Annotated in this window: 16 protein-coding genes and 1 pseudogene; 2 read left to right on the top strand and 15 right to left on the bottom strand. The window is 65.3% G+C overall.

From position 1 onward, the window contains the following. Positions 1 to 46: 46 nt before the first annotated feature. The 11 genes from ACWGQ2_RS08100 to ACWGQ2_RS08050 all read right to left on the bottom strand — a co-directional run bounded on the left by ACWGQ2_RS08100 (position 47) and on the right by ACWGQ2_RS08050 (position 11261). Positions 47 to 442: an FKBP-type peptidyl-prolyl cis-trans isomerase gene (locus ACWGQ2_RS08100; RefSeq protein ID WP_325789046.1), complete on the bottom strand. Its 396-nt coding sequence runs from the start codon at positions 440 to 442 to the stop codon at positions 47 to 49. 49 nt (positions 443 to 491) lie between these two features. Then, positions 492 to 1373 (bottom strand): FKBP-type peptidyl-prolyl cis-trans isomerase, encoded by an 882-nt coding sequence (locus tag ACWGQ2_RS08095; RefSeq protein WP_452016058.1) that lies wholly within the window; start codon positions 1371 to 1373, stop codon positions 492 to 494. A 149-nt stretch (positions 1374 to 1522) separates the two neighbouring features. After that, positions 1523 to 2884, bottom strand: a complete 1362-nt coding sequence (gene pafA, locus ACWGQ2_RS08090; RefSeq protein ID WP_452016056.1) for a Pup--protein ligase — start codon at positions 2882 to 2884, stop codon at positions 1523 to 1525. Further along, entirely contained in the window at positions 2884 to 3651 is a 768-nt protein-coding gene (gene prcA, locus ACWGQ2_RS08085) for a proteasome subunit alpha (protein ID WP_452016054.1), read from the bottom strand. The genes pafA and prcA overlap by 1 nt, the downstream gene beginning before the upstream one ends. A gap of 3 nt (positions 3652 to 3654) precedes the next feature. Then, a complete protein-coding gene (gene prcB, locus ACWGQ2_RS08080; RefSeq protein WP_452016052.1) occupies positions 3655 to 4479 on the bottom strand; it encodes a proteasome subunit beta in 825 nt (274 codons plus the stop codon). A gap of 3 nt (positions 4480 to 4482) precedes the next feature. Continuing rightward, complete coding sequence (locus tag ACWGQ2_RS08075; protein ID WP_452016050.1) at positions 4483 to 4689, bottom strand: ubiquitin-like protein Pup; 207 nt, start codon at positions 4687 to 4689, stop codon at positions 4483 to 4485. Positions 4690 to 4739: 50 nt separating this feature from the next. Further along, positions 4740 to 6332 (bottom strand): depupylase/deamidase Dop, encoded by a 1593-nt coding sequence (gene dop / locus ACWGQ2_RS08070; protein WP_452016090.1) that lies wholly within the window; start codon positions 6330 to 6332, stop codon positions 4740 to 4742. Between the two features lie 14 nt (positions 6333 to 6346). Then, positions 6347 to 8071: a proteasome ATPase gene (arc, locus tag ACWGQ2_RS08065; protein WP_452016088.1), complete on the bottom strand. Its 1725-nt coding sequence runs from the start codon at positions 8069 to 8071 to the stop codon at positions 6347 to 6349. A gap of 158 nt (positions 8072 to 8229) precedes the next feature. Next, positions 8230 to 9291, bottom strand: a complete 1062-nt coding sequence (locus ACWGQ2_RS08060; RefSeq protein ID WP_452016048.1) for a tRNA (adenine-N1)-methyltransferase — start codon at positions 9289 to 9291, stop codon at positions 8230 to 8232. Positions 9292 to 9381: 90 nt separating this feature from the next. Next, positions 9382 to 10542 carry a site-2 protease family protein gene (locus ACWGQ2_RS08055; protein ID WP_452016046.1) on the bottom strand — a complete coding sequence of 387 codons (1161 nt, stop codon included), beginning with the start codon at positions 10540 to 10542 and terminating at the stop codon, positions 9382 to 9384. Beyond that, positions 10539 to 11261: an HAD family hydrolase gene (locus ACWGQ2_RS08050; protein ID WP_452016044.1), complete on the bottom strand. Its 723-nt coding sequence runs from the start codon at positions 11259 to 11261 to the stop codon at positions 10539 to 10541. The genes ACWGQ2_RS08055 and ACWGQ2_RS08050 overlap by 4 nt, the downstream gene beginning before the upstream one ends. 101 nt (positions 11262 to 11362) lie before the next feature. Here ACWGQ2_RS08050 and ACWGQ2_RS08045 point away from each other — a divergent pair, with 101 nt between their 5' ends. Then, positions 11363 to 12244: a PAC2 family protein gene (locus ACWGQ2_RS08045; RefSeq protein ID WP_452016042.1), complete on the top strand. Its 882-nt coding sequence runs from the start codon at positions 11363 to 11365 to the stop codon at positions 12242 to 12244. A 62-nt stretch (positions 12245 to 12306) separates the two neighbouring features. On the opposite strand, the gene mshC is transcribed toward ACWGQ2_RS08045, so the two are convergent. From mshC to ACWGQ2_RS08030, 3 genes and pseudogenes are all read right to left on the bottom strand, one after another. Beyond that, positions 12307 to 13602, bottom strand: coding sequence for a cysteine--1-D-myo-inosityl 2-amino-2-deoxy-alpha-D-glucopyranoside ligase (mshC, locus tag ACWGQ2_RS08040; protein ID WP_452016040.1), 1296 nt, complete (start codon positions 13600 to 13602; stop codon positions 12307 to 12309). A gap of 57 nt (positions 13603 to 13659) precedes the next feature. Continuing rightward, positions 13660 to 14484 carry an undecaprenyl-diphosphate phosphatase gene (locus ACWGQ2_RS08035; protein ID WP_452016038.1) on the bottom strand — a complete coding sequence of 275 codons (825 nt, stop codon included), beginning with the start codon at positions 14482 to 14484 and terminating at the stop codon, positions 13660 to 13662. Positions 14485 to 14668: 184 nt separating this feature from the next. Then, positions 14669 to 14908 (bottom strand): annotated as a pseudogene (locus ACWGQ2_RS08030) (hypothetical protein); the annotation flags it as partial. 41 nt (positions 14909 to 14949) lie between these two features. Between ACWGQ2_RS08030 and ACWGQ2_RS08025 the strand changes: the two are divergent. After that, the gene (locus ACWGQ2_RS08025; protein ID WP_452016036.1) at positions 14950 to 15183 is read left to right on the top strand and encodes a DUF5703 family protein; all 234 of its coding nucleotides are present in this window, start codon (positions 14950 to 14952) and stop codon (positions 15181 to 15183) included. A 22-nt stretch (positions 15184 to 15205) separates the two neighbouring features. Here ACWGQ2_RS08025 and ACWGQ2_RS08020 read toward each other — a convergent pair whose 3' ends face one another. Next, complete coding sequence (locus ACWGQ2_RS08020; protein ID WP_452016034.1) at positions 15206 to 16360, bottom strand: acyl-CoA dehydrogenase family protein; 1155 nt, start codon at positions 16358 to 16360, stop codon at positions 15206 to 15208. Positions 16361 to 16383 lie beyond the last annotated feature (23 nt).

Genomic DNA, 16383 nt, shown 5'->3' with positions numbered 1-16383 from the left:
GCCGGTCACAGATGACCGGCGGGCCGCCCTTTGCGGAACAGCAGGCTTAGCGGACCCCGAGCAGGTCCACGACAAAGATGAGGGACTCCCCCGGTGCGATCGCCGAGCCGGCGCCGCGGTCGCCGTAGGCCATGTGGGCCGGGATTTCCAGGCGGCGGCGTCCGCCGACCTTCATGCCCAGCAGGCCCTGGTCCCAGCCCTGGATGACCTGGCCGATGCCAACCGTGAAGTCCAGCGGCGCGCCGCGGTTCCACGAGGCATCGAACTCTTCACCGGTGGAGAAAGCCACGCCCACGTAGTGGGTGGAGACGGTGTCCCCGGCTTTCGCTTCGGCTCCGTCACCGACAATGATGTCTTCGATGACGAGGTCGGTCGGGGCATCGTGCTCCGGGAAATCGATTTCCGGCTTCTGGCGGTCGTATTCGCGCTTTCCGAATGACATGGGACTCCTTCGTTTTGGGACTGCCTGCTATCTTATCCGGACCCGGCGGCTACTTGGTCTCAAGGATGTCGACGACGAACACCAGGGTTTCGTTCTGGAGTTCATTGCCTTCACTGGAGCCGTAGGCCGTGGCAGGAGGAGCCACGATCAGGACCTGGGATCCCACGGTCTTGCCGGCAAGGCCGTCGGTCCAGGCCGAAATGACCTGGTTCAGTCCGAAGGACGTGGGCGCGCCGCGCTCCCAGCTGGAGTCGAACACGGAGCCGTCAGACCACTTGACGCCGTGGTACTGCACGGTGACGGTGTCATCGGCTTCAACTACCGCTCCGTCGCCCTTCTTCAGCTCCTGGGCGATCAGCTCGGTAGGCGCCTCGCCTTCCGGAACAGTGATGGAGGGCTTGCCGTCGTCGTCAAGGGTCACGGTGGGCTGGCCTTCGACCGGCTCGACGTCGGTGCCCCAGGCCCGCGTCGGAATGTCGCGGGCGCCGGTCAGCGTGAAGACGATGAACTGCGTAGCAGTGCCTGCCTCTTCGTTGCCGGGAACGTAGTAGGCGAAGTCCGAGCCGACGGGAGCGCCGACGAGGGCGCTGTACATCTGCTCGTTACCCTGCTTGAGGGTGTCATCCACGGCAATGTCTTCGGCGGTTTCCGCCGTGTAGGTTTCCTGGCCCGCTTCGCCGCTTTCGGGGTCCATGACAACAAGCCGGACTGAAGCGGTCTGGCCTTCGGTGAGCTCTGCGCCGTCGCCGTCGTTCACCCGCACGAGGGTCGGTTCTTCGGCCGTCAGCGGAGTGTCAAACTCCACTGTGGGGACGGCACCTTCACCGTTGGAACTGACCTTGACGGAGGAGAGCGGTTCGCTGCTGCCGTCTCCGGAGCATGCGGTAAGCAGCAGGAGGGCGGGCAGGAGCAGGGCTAGTACTTTTCGCACAGTACTTCTTTCAGTGGCGGACAAATGTCTCTGCCCGTCAGCAGAGTGCAGGGGCATGCCCGCACCCTCTCCGGGCAGCAAGACCAACCCTAACGCCTTCACCTGAAAGGTTCCTAGATCAGCCGCGGCCCGGGATTCCTGCGCTTTGGTCAGAGCGTGGAAAGCAGAGCCTCCACGCGTTCATCAACAGCAGCAAACGGATCCTTGCACAGAACGGTCTGCTGGGCCCGGTCGTTGAGCTTCAGGTGCACCCAGTCCACGGTGAAGTCCCGGTTGGCAGCCTTGGCGCGGCGCACAAAGTCGCCGCGGAGCTTGGCCCGGGTGCTCTGCGGCGGAACGTCCACGGCTTCTTTGACGGCGCTGTCATCAACCACGCGTGCCGTTTCGCCCCGCGACTGCAGCAGGTAGAAGAGCCCGCGCCTGCGGCTGATGTCGTGGTACGTGAGGTCGATCTGGGCGAGCCGGGGCGAACCCATGTCCAGGCCGCCGCGCTCCGCGTACCGGTCCACGAGTTTTTTCTTGATCGCCCAGTCGATTTCCGTGTCTATGCCGGAAGTGTCCCCGGACTCGACCGCGTCCAGTGTCCGCTCCCAGAGATCCAGGATGCGCGGCACGTGGCGGTTGTGCGGACCGTTGTCCGTGACGAAGTCCTGCACCCGGTCAAGGTAGATGCGCTGGAGCTCCAGGGCTGTCATGGTGGATCCGTTGGCCAGCTTGAGCGGGGCGGAGCCGGTGAGGTCGTGCGAGATCTCACGGATGCTGCGGATGGGGTTCTCCAGCCGCAGGTCCCGCATGATCACCCCGGCTTCGATCATCCGCAGCATCAGGTCCACAGAACCGATCTTGAGCATGGAGGTGGTCTCGGACATGTTGGAGTCGCCGGCTATGACGTGCAGGCGGCGGTAGTGCTCGGCGTCGGCATGCGGCTCGTCCCGGGTGTTGATGATGGGCCGGGACCGGGTGGTGGCAGAGGAGACGCCCTCCCAGATGTGATCGGCCCGCTGGGAAAACGCGTACAGCGAACCGGACTGGGTGCGCAGGACCTTGCCGGCGCCCACGAGAAGCTGCCGGGTGACTAGGAACGGAATCAGGATGTCCGCCAGCCGGGAAAACTCAAGCCGGCGCGGGATCAGATAGTTCTCATGGCTGCCGTAGGAGTTTCCTGCCGAGTCAGTGTTGTTCTTGAACAGGTAGACACTTCCGTTGAAACCCTCAGCTGCCAGGCGTTCCTCGGCCTCGTCCACGAGGTCGTCAAGGATCAGTTCCCCTGCCCGGTCATGGGCTATGAGCTGGGCCAGGTCGTCGCATTCAGCGGTCGCATACTCGGGATGCGAGCCCACATCCAGGTAAAGCCTCGAGCCGTTGGTGAGAAAAACGTTGGAGGAGCGTCCCCAGCTCACCACCTTCCGGAAGAGGTAGCGGGCCACCTCCTCCGGGGAGAGCGGGCGTGAGTCCGGTCCCGAGTAGGCGATGCCGAATTCTGTCTCAACACCAAAGATCCTGCGTTCCATCAGTCTCCTTCCGGGCTGGAAAGCACGCGGTCCAGCTCAACGGTTCCTATCCTGCGGAACGCCCGGACCGTGCCCCGGGTGGAAAGCGGATCCCGGTCCAGGACCGCCACCTCCAGGAGTCCTGCTCCGAGCAGTTCGGTGCCCTGCGGGGGTTCAGGGTCCTGGCCTGACTGTCCTGCCGCAGCTTCCTGCGGCCGCCGGGTAGTGGCGAGGGCCTGGACTGCAACCCTGATGGCCTCATTAAACGTGGTGTCCGGTGACCAGGTGCGGGCGAGGGAATCATTGACGGTTTCCGCCTGTCCGCCCATCACCACGTAGTTGCTCTCGTCGGCTATCGAGCCGTCGTAGGTCAGCCGGTACAGATGGTCCGCATAGGGTTCCTTGCCGACTTCAGCCACGGCAAGCTCGACCTCGAACGGCTTGCCCTCAGCGGTGAATACGGAGCCCAGGCTCTGCGCGTAGACGCTGGCCAGCCCGCGGGCCGAGACGTCTTCCCGGGCGTAGGAGTAGCCGCGGACGTCGGCGTACCGTACGCCGGCCTGCCGGAGGCTCTCGAACTCGTTGTACTTCCCCACCGCGGCGAACCCTATCCGGTCATAAATCTCGCCGAGCTTGTGGAGCGAAGGCGAAGGGTTCTCCGCGACGAACGCAATGCCGTCGCGGCAGGTCAGCACAACAACCGAGCGGCCGCGGGCTATACCTTTCCGGGCAAAGTCAGCCCGGTCCTTCATCAGCTGTTCGGGCGAGACGTAGAACTGCTGCGTCATCTCCTATGCCTCCCGTCCGGCGATGGACCGGCGGGCTACCAGGTCCTCGGCGAGCTGGTGCAGCTCACGTTCGGGGATCTCGCGCATGCCTGCGGAGTTGACCACGTAGACCACAGGCCACAGCTGGCGGACCAGGTCCGGGCCGCCCGTGGCGGAGTCGTCGTCGGCGGCGTCGTAAAGCGATTCAACGGCTATCCGGACGGCCTCGTCCTGGTCCAGTCCGGGACGCCAGAGTTTCTTCAGGGCTCCGCGGGCAAAAACGGATCCCGAGCCCACACTGTGGTGCTCGTACTCCTCGTACCGCCCGCCGGTCACGTCATAGGAGAACATCCTCCCGGCGTGCCGCTCAGTGTCGAACCCGGCGAAGAGCGGAATCACGGCCAGGCCCTGGAGGGCCAGCGGCAGATTCTGGCGCACCATGGCCGCAAGCCGGTTGGACTTGCCGTCCAGGCTCATCGGGGTGCCTTCGATTTTCTCGTAATGCTCCAGCTCCACCTGGAAAAGCCGGATCATGTCCAGTGCGAGGCCGGCGGTACCGGCGATGCCCAGCACGGAGTAGCTGTCTGCCGGAAAGACCTTCCGGATGTGCCGGCTGGCGATCATGTTTCCCATCGTCGCCCGCCGGTCCCCCGCCATCAGCACACCGCCGGCATACGTGAGGGAAACAATGGTGGTGGCCTGCGGCGCTGCTGCCGCTGCCGATCCTGCAGGAGCTGTGCCAAGCCGGCGGGCCGAGGGCAGCAGCTCCGGGTGGTGGCGGCTGAGGTGTTCGCTGAATGATGACCCCGCTTCAGCGGCCACCGTGTGTGCAGGATCCGTTGGCACCATCCGCTACTGACCGCCCTTCTGGATGAAACCGCGGACGAACTCTTCGGCGTTGTTCTCCAGCACGCCGTCAATCTCATCCAGCAGGTCGTCTACACCTTCGGTCTGGGCTGTGGACTGCTCCGCAGGCTCTGCGGCGGGAGGCAGTGTCTCGTCGGTCTCCTCCACTTCCTGGGGACGTGATCCGGTATTCCTGCGGTCCTGGGTTGCCATGATGCCTGCCCTTTCCTGCTGACGCGTTGCTGAGGAATGTGTCCTAGGTCCTATGGTGCCACGGTAGGTTCCGGACCGGTCAGGAGACGGGTCACAAAATCTTCCGCGTCGGCTGAAACGTCGAACAGCTCTCCCGTGAGCTCCTTGGTTCCGCGCAGCGGTTCCCGGGTGGGGATCCGCTGCAGTCTCCGCCGGGACGGCAGCTCAAAGATGATCGAGTCCCAGCTGGCACCGATGACTTCGGACGGGAAACGGGTGATGCAGCGGCCGCGGAAGTAGGCCCGGGTGTCTTCAGGGGGCTGTGCCACGGCTGCGGCAATCTGCCGGTCGGTCAGGATCCGTTCCATCTGCCCGCGGGCGGCCAGCCGGTAGTACAAACCCTTCTCCGGACGCATGTCCGAATACTGCAAGTCGATGAGGTTCAGCCGGGCATCGTTCCAGGCCAGTCCATCCCTGTCCCGGTAGGCCTGCAGCAGCCGAAGCTTGGCCACCCAGTCCACCTGCGCAGAGGCTGACATCGGGTCCCGCTTGAGGGTTCCCACCACCGAAGTCCAGCGGGTCAGGATGTCCTCCGTGGCGGCGTCGGCTCCCCCTTCCCGCCGGGCATGCGCGGCCGCAGCTTCCAGGTACATTTCCTGAAGGTCCAGGCCGGTGACGCTTCGCCCGTCCTTCAGCTCCACCAGGACGGTCAGTGACGGGTCATGGCTGATGGCCTGGAGGGCTCCCACGGGGTCCCGGAGCTCGACCTGCGGTGCCGCGGCGTCCTCGATCATGGACAGGACCGCCGACGTTGTTCCCAGTTTGAGCAGGGCAGAAACCTCACTGAGGTTCGCGTCGCCGATGATCACGTGCAGCCGACGGTACTTTTCCGCGACGGCGTGCGGCTCGTCGCGGGTGTTGATGATGGGGCGGCGGATGGTGGTTTCCAGGCCCACCTCGGTTTCGAAGAAATCCGCCCGCTGGCTGAGCTGGTAGCCCTGGCGCTGGTTGCTGGTGCCGATCCCGACCCGGCCGGAGCCGCAGATCACCTGGCGGGAGACAAAGAACGGCAGCAGACCGGCAACCAGCCGGGTGAAGGGCACACTGCGCGGGACCAGGTAGTTTTCATGCGCGCCGTAGGAGACGCCCTTGTTGTCGGTGTTGTTCTTGTACAGATGGACGGGCGCGAAGCCCGGGGTGGCGGCAATATGCCGCATCGCCGTCAGGACCACCGCATCCCCCGCCTTGTCCCAGAGCACCGCGTCATGCGGATTGGTGGTCTCCGGTGAGGAGTATTCCGGGTGGGCGTGGTCGACGTAGAGCCTGGCGCCGTTTCCCAGCACCATGTTCATCAGCACGGAGTTGTCCTCCGACTCCCCGTACAGGGCGGACGGTCCCCCGCCCTCCATGGCAATCTGCTCAGCGTCCAGCACCGGAGGGGCGTCCGTCAGCTGCGTGGGATCAGCGGCAGTGCGGGGAACCGTGTAGCCGCGGGCATCGTTCAGCGGTGCCTCGTCGGTGTAGTCCCAGCGCGTTCCGGAGAGGTTTCCCAGACCGGCACGGACGCTGGCAGCGTAGGCGTTGACAACCTGGCTGGAGAGCACGGTGGCGTTCGCGTTCGGCAGGGCCGGAGCCAGTACGCCGTACTCGGTTTCCGTGCCCATCACCCTGCGGACCGTCACAGATACTGTCCCGGGTTGGCGGTCGTTTCAATGGTGCGGCCGGGTTCCTGCCCTGCCTTGCCTTGGATGATCGTGCGGATGTAGGTGATCCGTTCGCCCTTTTTGCCGGAGATGCGTGCCCAGTCGTCCGGGTTGGTGGTGTTGGGCATGTCTTCGTGCTCACGGAACTCATCAACGACGGCGCGCATCAGGTGTTCGATGCGCAGGCCGCGCTGGTGCAGGGTCAAAAAGTCCTTGATGGCGTACTTCTTGGCCCGGTCCACAACGTTCTGGATCACTGCCCCGGAGTTAAAGTCCTTGAAGTAGAGCATCTCGGTGTCGCCGTTGGCGTAGGTGACTTCCAGGTACTCGTTGGACTTGTCCTCGGCGTACATCTTTTCCACGGTCCGGCGGATCATCTCCTTGACCGTGGCCACCGGGTCATAGCCGTGCTCGGCGAGGTCGTCGCGGTGCAGCGGCAGGTCCGGGGTGAGGTACTTGGCGAAGATCTCCCCGGCGCCTTCGGCATCGGGGCGCATGATCTTGATCTTCACGTCCAGCCGGCCGGGCCGGAGGATCGCGGGATCGATCATGTCTTCGCGGTTGGAGGCACCGATCACAATCACGTTCTCGAGCTTCTCCACGCCGTCGATCTCGCTGAGCAGCTGGGGAACAATCGTAGTTTCGACGTCGGAGGAAACGCCGGTGCCGCGGGTGCGGAACAGTGAATCCATCTCATCGAAGAACACCACCACGGGGCTTCCGTCCGAGGCCTTCTCCCTGGCGCGGGAGAAGATCAGGCGGATATGCCGCTCGGTCTCCCCCACGTACTTGTCCAGCAGCTCCGGGCCCTTGATGTTCAGGAAGTAGCTGCGGGTTCCGGGCATCCCGGTCTGTTCCATCACACGGGCGGCGAGCGAATGGGCCACCGCCTTGGCGATCAGGGTCTTGCCGCAGCCGGGAGGCCCGTACAGCAGGATGCCCTTTGGCGCCTTGAGCCCGTGCTCGCGGTAAAGGTCCGGGTGCATAAAGGGAAGCTCCACCGCGTCCCGGATCTGTTCGATCTGGGGGCCGAGGCCGCCGATGTCCGAGTAGGAGATATCCGGCACCTCTTCCAGGACCAGGTTTTCCACTTCGCTGCGGGGAATCTTCTCCAGTGCGTAGCCGATCCGTGTGTCCACGGTCAGCGCATCCCCAACGCGAACCTTTTCCTTCACCAGCGGGCCGTTGAGCCGGACCACCCGTTCGTCGTCGGCCCGGCCGACCACCAGCGCACGGTCACCCTCAAGCAGTTCCTGGACGGTGAACAGTTCACCGGCCTTTTCGAACCCGAGTCCCGCAACAACGGTCAGCGACTCGTTGAGCAGCACTTCCTGGCCGGGAACAATCTGGCCAAGGTCCAGCAGGGGGCTCACGGCCACCCGCAGTTTGCGCCCTGACTGGATGATATCCACGCTTTCCTGCACGGTGGCCGTGGTGGTGACCCCGGGCGCCGGTTCCGTCCGCTGATTGACGGCTATAACTGTTCCGAAGCTGAACGGAGTGGCCCCCTCTTTTTCGAGGGCGTCCTTGAGCCGGACGATCTCCGCCCTGGCCGTTTCCAGCATCGCCACCAGGCGGGCGTTGTTATGGGTCAGCGCCGCGAGCTGGCGGTCCAGGTTCCGCAGCTTGTCCCGGAGGACATTCAGTTGCCGGGATTCAGTACCGTCCGTGCCGTATCCGCCGTCCATCGCGCCGCCCATGGGGGCCCCGCCGGTGTTTTCCTCATCAACCATGTTCCGACCGCCTTCATAGCTTTCGTCCCTTCGTTTGACGATAACGCAGTGACGCACGCAATACACCGGGCGCGGAGTCTTGTGTTTCTCCGCGTCCCGGATATGGGGCTGGCCGGTGGTCCGGTTTAGTCCTCGCTGCCCGTGCTGCCGTGCTCCTCCTGGAACCGTTCAGCCTTGGCGAGGGCGCCGCGCTGGATGGTTGAGCTGGCGTCCTTGGCCGCGCGCCGCAGCTTCTTGTCGGAGACTTCGCGCTCCCCCACGGCCGCCGGAGTCCAGGCATTGAGGTCTTCCTGGCTGAAGTCCGTCTTGGAGGCCCGGCGCTTGGCAACCAGGCCGGTGGCACCTTCTGCCAGCCGGCGGGCGGAGAGCAGGAACCCGGTGTGGGCCACCATGCGGTGGTCAGGCCGGACGGCGAGGCCTTCAAGGTGCCAGCCGCGGACCATGGATTCCCAGCCCTCGGGTTCGGTGAAGCGGCCGTCGGCACGGATGGCCTCCGCGGTGCGCGAAAGCTGGGTCACGGTTGCAACGTAGGAGATCCACACGCCTCCGGGTGCCAGGACCGTGGCCACGGCGTCGGTGCACTCCCAGGGCGCGAGCATGTCCAGTACTACCCGGTCGACGCTGCCCGGCTCCTGATTGCGGACAACCTCGTCCTGGAAGTCACCCAGGGTGATGTCCCAGGCGGGGTGCGGTCCGCCAAAGAACGTTTCAACGTTGCCGCGGGCGATGTCAGCGAACTCTTCCCGGCGCTCGTAAGAGTGCAGCGAGCCGTTGTCGCCGACGGCGCGAAGCAGGGAGATGCTCAGGGCGCCGGAGCCTACGCCGGCCTCAACCACGCGGGCTCCGGGGTAAATGTCCGCCATCGTTACGATCTGGCCGGCATCCTTGGGGTACACCACGGCTGCTCCACGCGGCATCGAGAGAACAAAGTCGGAGAGCAGCGGCCGGAGCACCTGGTACTGGTGTCCGGTGGTGTTGGTGACGATCGTGCCTTCGGGTACGCCGATGACCGCCTCGTGGGGCAGGTAGCCGCGGTGGGTGTGGAACGCGCCGCCCTCGGTGAGGGTGATGGTGTTCCGGCGTCCCTTTTCATCGGTGAGCTGGACGCGTTCGCCGGGCCGCAGCGGTCCGCGGCGCATGTCCGCGCCGTGCGCAGCTGGTGTTTCGGAGGTACCCGGGTTGTTCATAAGTGGCTGTCCTTTGTATCTGCGGGCTTGTTCGGCAATCTCTGGCTTTACGTGCTTGTGGGGCTCTGAGCAGTGGTGCTAGGGGTTTGGTCAGGAACGGGGGGTCTGCGGCCGCCGGCCGGTGATCGCGGCAACGACGGTCCTCTGCCGCAGCAGGCCTACCACCGTGCCTTCCCGGTTGATGACGGCGTATTCGCTGCCCTCGAGTTTGGAGAGGTAAGCGATGAGTTCCTGGCCGTTGGCTGCATCGGGGATGTAGGCACCCGGTGCGAGGGCGCGGGCGACCGCAGATGCCGGGGTCTGTGCCGCAAAGTCTGCGGGTACGGCTGCAAGGGCACCGGGGTCAACGATGGCTTCCGGCTGGCCGGTGGGAGCAGTCAGGACCAGTGTTGTCCCGGGACCGGCCGCTGCTGCAGCGCGCCGCACTTCGGCGACGGGCGTTCCGGCGGGAAGCTGGATGGCCGGTTCCATCAGCGCTGCGGCGGAAACCGCCGGCAGCCGCAGCCGCATGCGCGCATTGGCAATGGAGGCGCCGGCACCCATCCAGAGGAACCCGGAGACCAGGGCGGTGATCAGCAGCAGGCTGAAATCAGGAGTCCTGCCCTGCAGGAACGGCGGAAGAATGATTGCCGCAGCAAGTGCTGCGGCAATGAGGCGTCCGGCCCAGCCGGCGGCGAGGGTGCCGCGGTCCTGGCTGCCGGTGGTCTTCCAGACGATGGTCTCCACGATTCTGCCGCCGTCCAGCGGAAGTCCCGGCAGGACGTTGAAAATGGCGACCAGGAGGTTCGCCCAGACAAAGATGTCAGCCAGGAGCCGGCCAACGGTGCCCGGTTCCAGGAAGACCAGGAGCCCCAGCCCCGCCAGGGCCAGGAGGAAGTTGGCAGCCGGTCCGGCCAGCGCCACAGCAAGGGATTTGCCCGGGGTGGCGCGGACATCACCGAACTGGGTGTGCCCTCCCCAGAGTGTCAGGACAATCCTGGGTGTAGGCCAGTTCCAGGCCTTGGCTGTCAGTGCGTGTGCGAGTTCGTGCACAAGGACTGAAAGCAGCAGGAGCAGGGCATAACCCAGCGCGACGGCGTAGGCCGCGGCGGTGCCCAGCCCGGGGACCGCCCCGGCAACGCGGGGCCCAAAAAGGAAAACGATAACGGCAGCGATGATGAACCAGGACCAGGCCAGGGTGACCGGAACCCCGCCGATCCGGCCAAGTGGAATACCCTCGCTGCGCTTGGTGCGTGTTGGATCCTGGGTCACCGGGCGGCTCCTTCCCCGGCCGTGACCAGGTCCTGGAGGTCCTGGAGCGTGCGCCCCGCGAGGGTGCTCCACTGGATTCGCTGCGGGTCGGCTGGAAGTTCAATAAGATGCGGGATGGCAACGGCCGCCAGTCCGGCGGCGCGCGCCGAGGTGTAGCCGGGATAGGAGTCCTCCAGCGCCGCGCAGCGGGTCTTGGAAAGGCCCGGGAACCCGGCGGCCAGCTGCTCGAAAGCCAGCTGGTAGGGCTCCGGGTGCGGTTTGCCGCGCTGGACCATTTCTCCGGTCACGAGCAGACGGAACGTTCCCGCCGGGAGCTGGTCCGCCACCAGGCGTGCCAGCGGGCCGGTGGACATTGTGACCATTGCACAGGGAACGCTCGCCCCGGCGAGTTCCTCCAGGAGTTCGCGTGCTCCGGGACGCCAGGGCACCTGCACCCTAATCCGGGCGGCGACCTTTTCCGTCAGGGCAGCGATGACGTCTTCCACCGGCAGCGGAACGCCGGCCTGCTGCAGTCGGCGCGCCGAATAGCTGAGCGCCTGACCCACCAGCTCCAGGGCGTCTTCGTCTGTCCAGGAACCGCCGTATTCCGCGACCAGGTCCTTCTCCGCCTGGATCCAGTACGGCTCGGTGTCCACGATGGTTCCGTCCAGGTCCCAGAACACGGCCTGCAGCGCAGGTTCGGGTCCGTTCGGCGGGGCGGGAATTCCAGACAGGGGCATAACGCCAGTCTACGTGGCGGGGCGGCGGTTCATTGCGCGGCGCCTGCGCTCCCGCGGCGTGCGGGACTGACAGTGCGCGGCAGTGGGCATAAGGTGAAATCGTGAGTAACAGCGATATCAGTCCGGCAGCAGGACTCCAGGATTTCTTTGCGGGCGGCACCGGTGACCGGGTCACCGTTATGCTTGCTGCCTTCGAGGGCTGGAACGACGCCGGAGAAGCGGCGTCAGACGCCCTGAACTTCCTGTCCCTGTACTGGGACAGTGAGAAGATAGCCGGGATCGACGCCGACGAGTACTACGACTTCCAGTTCACCCGTCCGGCCATTGAACGCACGTCCTCGGGCAAACGGCGGATCAAGTGGCCCACTACCCGGATTTCACGGGCTGAGGTTCCCGGTTCGAATCTCGATCTCATCCTGGTGACCGGCGTGGAGCCGTCCTACAAATGGCGGGCCTACACGGCGGAGCTGATCGGGCTGGCCAAGGAACTGGACGTTGACTGCCTGGTGCTGGCCGGAGCCCTCCTCGCCGATGTGCCGCATACCCGGCCCATCCCGGTGACCGCCACCTGCGAAGAGGAAGACCTGCGGTCTCACCTGGATGTTGAGTCTTCAGAGTATGAGGGACCGATTGGCATTGTCGGAGTGCTGTCCGAAGTCGCCGCGCTGGCAGACATTCCAACTCTTTCCCTGTGGGCTGCCGTTCCGCACTACGTGGGCCAGCCGCCCTCGCCCAAGGCCCAGCTTGCGCTGCTGGACCGCATTGAGGAACTGCTGCAGGTTCCGATCGACACCTCGGTGCTTACTGAGGAAGCGCAGGCGTGGGAACGCGGCGTGGATGAACTAGCGACGGAGGACCCGGAGATCGCCGCGTATGTCCGCCAGCTGGAAGAGGCCAAGGACACGGCTGAACTCCCGGAGGCCTCCGGTGAGTCGATCGCCAGAGAATTCGAGCGGTACCTCAAGCGCCGCCGGCGTGACTAGCCGGGGCTGCACCGCGGTGTAAATCCTGGACTGCACGGGATCCCGGGCAGTCCAGGGGAAAACTAGCGCAGGCTGATGCCCAGCAGCGCGTCGAACGCGGCTGCCGCCAGATCTGCTCCGGAACCGGCCGTAGCTTCCGGGGCGGATGTCCCGGCCCCGAGCAGGCGCCCGGCCCACTCATCGGCAGCCGCCAGGGCGGCGGGTGCGTTCAGGTCGTCTGCGAGGGAGAGCCGGAACCGGCTCAGCAGTTCCTCGGCTGCAGCGGTGCCGGTCAGCGGCAGGGCCTGCCGGTAGAGGCGCACCCGTTCCTCGGCGCGTGCCAGGTCTTCGGCGGTCCAGAACCAGTCCGAACGGTAGTGGTGTCCGGCCAATGTGGTCCGGATTGCTGCTGGTTCCACGCCTTCGGCGCGGAGCCTGGACACCAGCACCAGGTTGCCCAGGGACTTGCTCATCTTTTCGCCGTCCAGACCCACCATGCCTGCGTGGGCATAGTGCCGTGCCAGCGGTTCGCCTGAACAGGCGTAGGCATGCCCTGCGCTCATTTCGTGGTGCGGGAAAACCAGGTCCGATCCCCCGGCCTGCACATCGAAGGGTGCGGGCAGGTAGCGGCGGGCAATGACCGAGCATTCAATGTGCCAGCCGGGGCGGCCGGCTCCCAGCGAGCCGCCTGACCACTGCGGTTCGCCCGGGCGGGCCACCCGCCAGAGCAGTGCGTCCAGCGGGCTGCGCTTTCCGGGGCGTTCCGGGTCCCCTCCACGTTCGGCGAAGACCGGCAGCATCTGTTCCGGTGTCAGGTTCGAAACCTGGCCCAGCCACCAGGCGTCCGGGCCGGCTGCTTCCAGGGCGGCGGCGGCGTCGACGGAGAAGTAGACATCGCCGTCGGGCTCGCTGCCGGTTCCGGCCACCCGGTAGGCAATCCCCCGCTCCAGGAGGTCTTCAACCACGGGCACAATCCACTCGATGGATTCGACGGCGCCAATGTAGCTGCGCGGCGCCAGCACGTTCAGGGCCTCCATATCTTCACGGAAGAGCTGGGTCTGCTCCTTGGCCAGGACCGTCCAGTCAACACCGGTTGCTTCCGCGCGCTCGAGCAGCGGATCGTCAATGTCTGTGACGTTCTGGACGTAGTTCACGGTGTGGCCGGAGTCCCGCCACTGGCGGTTCAGCAGGTCGAAGGCCACGTAGGTGGCGGCGTGTCCCATGTGGGTGGCGTCATACGGGGTGATTCCGCAGACATACAGTCCGGCTTCGGGGCCCGGGGTGACGGGCACTGTGCGGCGCAGGGCCGTATCGAAGAGGACCAGTTCCGGGGATTGTCCGGGCAGTTCGGGAAGGGGGCGGGATTTCCAGGCGATCACGTATTCACTCTACTTACTTGGCAGGCCGGGTTCATTTTTGCGCGGCTGCGGGCAGGGTCAGGCCTGCAGCACACCGAAGGCAAGGGCAATGTAAATGGCGACGCCGAGGCCAATGCGGTACCAGACGAACAGCTGGTAGCTGCGGGTGGAGACGTAGCGCAGGAACCAGCCGATGATGACGAAGCCGACGACGAATGCCACCACTGTGGCCAGAGCCGTTTCGGCGCCGCCGTAGGGGCCGGTCTCTCCCCAGGACTTTGCCAGCTGGTAGAGGCCGCTGCCGAACACTGCCGGAATGGCGAGCAGGAACGCGTAGCGGGCCGCTGCTTCGCGGGTGTAGCCCATCAGCAGGCCGGCAGTGATGGTTCCGCCGGAACGGGAAACACCGGGGATCAGGGCCAGTGCCTGGGCGAAGCCGTACAGGATGCCGTGTTTGTAGGTGAGCTGGTCCAGCTTGCGCTGCTGCTTGCCGACGGCGTCTGCCACGGCCAGGATGACACCGAAGACGATCAGCATGGTCGCCACGATCCACAGACTGCGGAAGGTGGATTCGATCTGGTCCTGGAAGAGGAGTCCAAGGATCACGATGGGCAGGGTACCCACGATGATGAGCCAGCCCATCCGTGCATCCGGATCCGAGCGGGGTACGCGTCCTGACAGGGACCCGAACCAGGCCTTGACGATCCGGACGATGTCCTTCCAGAAATACACCGCGACGGCGGTCTCTGTGCCGAGCTGGGTGATGGCTGTAAAGGCAGCCCCCGGGTCCTGCGCTCCGGGGAGCAGTTCACCGGCAATACGCAGATGGGCGCTGGAGGAGATGGGCAGGAACTCGGTCAGGCCTTGAAGGAAACCAAGAAAAATCGCTTCGAACCAATTCACCCTACGACTCTAGGGCAAAGCGTCCTTCCGCTTCGTCAGGCGTGCCGCAGCGTGGGGGTCCGGGCTAGCGGTCGCTGCCGGTCTGCCGGTACGGGCCCGGCTGGCCGGCAGCGTCATCGGCGGGGTGGTCCGCGCCTGCGGCATACCCGCTGCCGTCCAGGCCAAAGCCGGGACTGCGCAGCAGTTCCTCGTCTTCGTCCAGGAGTTCCTCGTCTGTCTCTTCGTCTTCATAAATTTCAAGGGGCGTCACTTCGCCGTATGCGTCGTAAAGCACCTCCTCGTAGACCTCAAAGGCATCCGCTATGGCCAGGTACGCATCCTCCACAGCCGGGTCCTTGTCTCCGCGGCGGGCGGCGGCAGCAGCGAGGTGCTCTTCAAAGGCAGCAACCAGGGACTGGAGTGCAACGCGCGGATCTATGGTCATGGACTAGACGTTAGCCCCAAAGCAGGCAAAATGGGATGGAAATGCGAGAACAAATTCTGAGACCCGAGGTCTCGTTCAAGACCGCTCCCGCCAAGGACTACGAGTATCTTGTGCTCTCCGTAGGACCCCATGAGTCCCTTCCGGATGCCCGCAGGCTGATCACTGATCATGCGGAATACGGAAAATGGGAACTCCAGCGCACCCGCATTTACCGCGGCGGAACACACCGGTACTGGCTACGCCGCAAGATCATGCGCGTGCAGCGCACGGTCTGACAAGTGCCCCGCCGGGCGGACGTTACTGCCCGGTGACCGGACCCAGTACGGCCTTGGCCATGGAGTCATGCGCTGAGTCTTCGCTGGAGGGATGGAACATCCCGGCCAGGGCGTCGCGGTAGAGCCGTTCGAGTTCCTGGCCGCGGAAGTAACCGGAGCCGCCGGCTACCTGCATCGCCGTTTCCACGATCCCCCGGGCGGTGTCCGTGGTGCGCAGCTTGAGCCCGGAGAGCCGCGGGAACCAGGACGCGCCGTGGTCGGCTCCGTCCTCGAGGTCGCGGGCAACGGCGTCGAGCTGCAGGAGCATGCCGTCGAGGCGGATCGCTGCGTCTGCTATCCGCCAGCGGGTGTGCGGGTCCTGGGCGGCCGGCTGGCCCTGGACGGTCTTTTTTTGTGCGGCTGCGGCAGCCAGCTCCAGGGCACGTTCTGCAAGTCCCGTGTAGACGGCGGAGAGCAGGGTCTCGAAAAGGCTGAAGATGCCAAAGACAAAAGCGTCGGCGTGCGGACCCACCGGCGTGTGCCGCACGATCCGTCCGGCGGGTACGACGGCGCTGTCCAGGATAGTGGTGCGGGACTGGGAAGCGCGCATGCCCATGGTGTTCCAGTCGTCCAGTGCAGTGATGCCGGCTGTGGTTCGCTCTGCGAAACCGAAAACGAGCTGCGGATCCCCTGGCCCCGAGGTGTCCTTGCCGAAGAGGCCCAGCCTCGTCCACGCCGGAGACAGGCTGGTGAAGATCTTGCGTCCGGTAAAGGAGTACCCGCCGCCGTCCTGAGGAACGGCCTCGGTCTTTGAATCAAAGAGGACGGCCGGATTGCCCGGCTCGGAGATGCCGAACGCAAAGAGCTCCCCCTGGCCGGCTTCCTGGAGTACAAAGGAGAGCGAGTCATCCCCTCCGCGGGAGAGCAGGTGCGCAACGCCGCACCAGACCAGATGCATGTTCACGGCCAGGGCGGTGGCGGGCGCGGCGGATGCCAGCCTGCGCTGGCAGTTTACGACTGCCGGGATGTCCAGCCCCGCGCCGCCCTGTTCCTTAGGGGTGAACAGGGCCAGATAGCCTGCGCGGCTCAGGTCTTCCAGATCTTCGGTGAAGAACGCGTTGTCCCGGTCGTACCCCGCGGCGCGGCCGCGGATCCGTTCCAGCACTTCGGGGGTAAGGATTTCTTCGGAGGACGTCAAAACAGCTTCCTTTCCTAACGTGT

The sequence above is a fragment of the Arthrobacter sp. NPDC055585 genome (genome assembly GCF_053619115.1).
This window is presented reverse-complemented; position numbering and strand designations above follow the sequence as displayed.

Bases quoted from the DNA above. Each gene is read 5' to 3' on its own strand.
- ACWGQ2_RS08100 (WP_325789046.1), bottom strand. From the start codon at position 442: ATGTCATTCGGAAAGCGCGAATACGACCGCCAGAAGCCGGAAATCGAT.
- pafA (WP_452016056.1), bottom strand. From the start codon at position 2,884: ATGGAACGCAGGATCTTTGGTGTTGAGACAGAATTCGGCATCGCCTAC.
- prcA (WP_452016054.1), bottom strand. From the start codon at position 3,651: ATGACGCAGCAGTTCTACGTCTCGCCCGAACAGCTGATGAAGGACCGG.
- prcB (WP_452016052.1), bottom strand. From the start codon at position 4,479: ATGGTGCCAACGGATCCTGCACACACGGTGGCCGCTGAAGCGGGGTCA.
- ACWGQ2_RS08075 (WP_452016050.1), bottom strand. From the start codon at position 4,689: ATGGCAACCCAGGACCGCAGGAATACCGGATCACGTCCCCAGGAAGTG.
- dop (WP_452016090.1), bottom strand. From the start codon at position 6,332: ATGGGCACGGAAACCGAGTACGGCGTACTGGCTCCGGCCCTGCCGAAC.
- arc (WP_452016088.1), bottom strand. From the start codon at position 8,071: ATGGGCGGCGCGATGGACGGCGGATACGGCACGGACGGTACTGAATCC.
- ACWGQ2_RS08060 (WP_452016048.1), bottom strand. From the start codon at position 9,291: ATGAACAACCCGGGTACCTCCGAAACACCAGCTGCGCACGGCGCGGAC.
- ACWGQ2_RS08050 (WP_452016044.1), bottom strand. From the start codon at position 11,261: ATGCCCCTGTCTGGAATTCCCGCCCCGCCGAACGGACCCGAACCTGCG.
- ACWGQ2_RS08025 (WP_452016036.1), top strand. From the start codon at position 14,950: ATGCGAGAACAAATTCTGAGACCCGAGGTCTCGTTCAAGACCGCTCCC.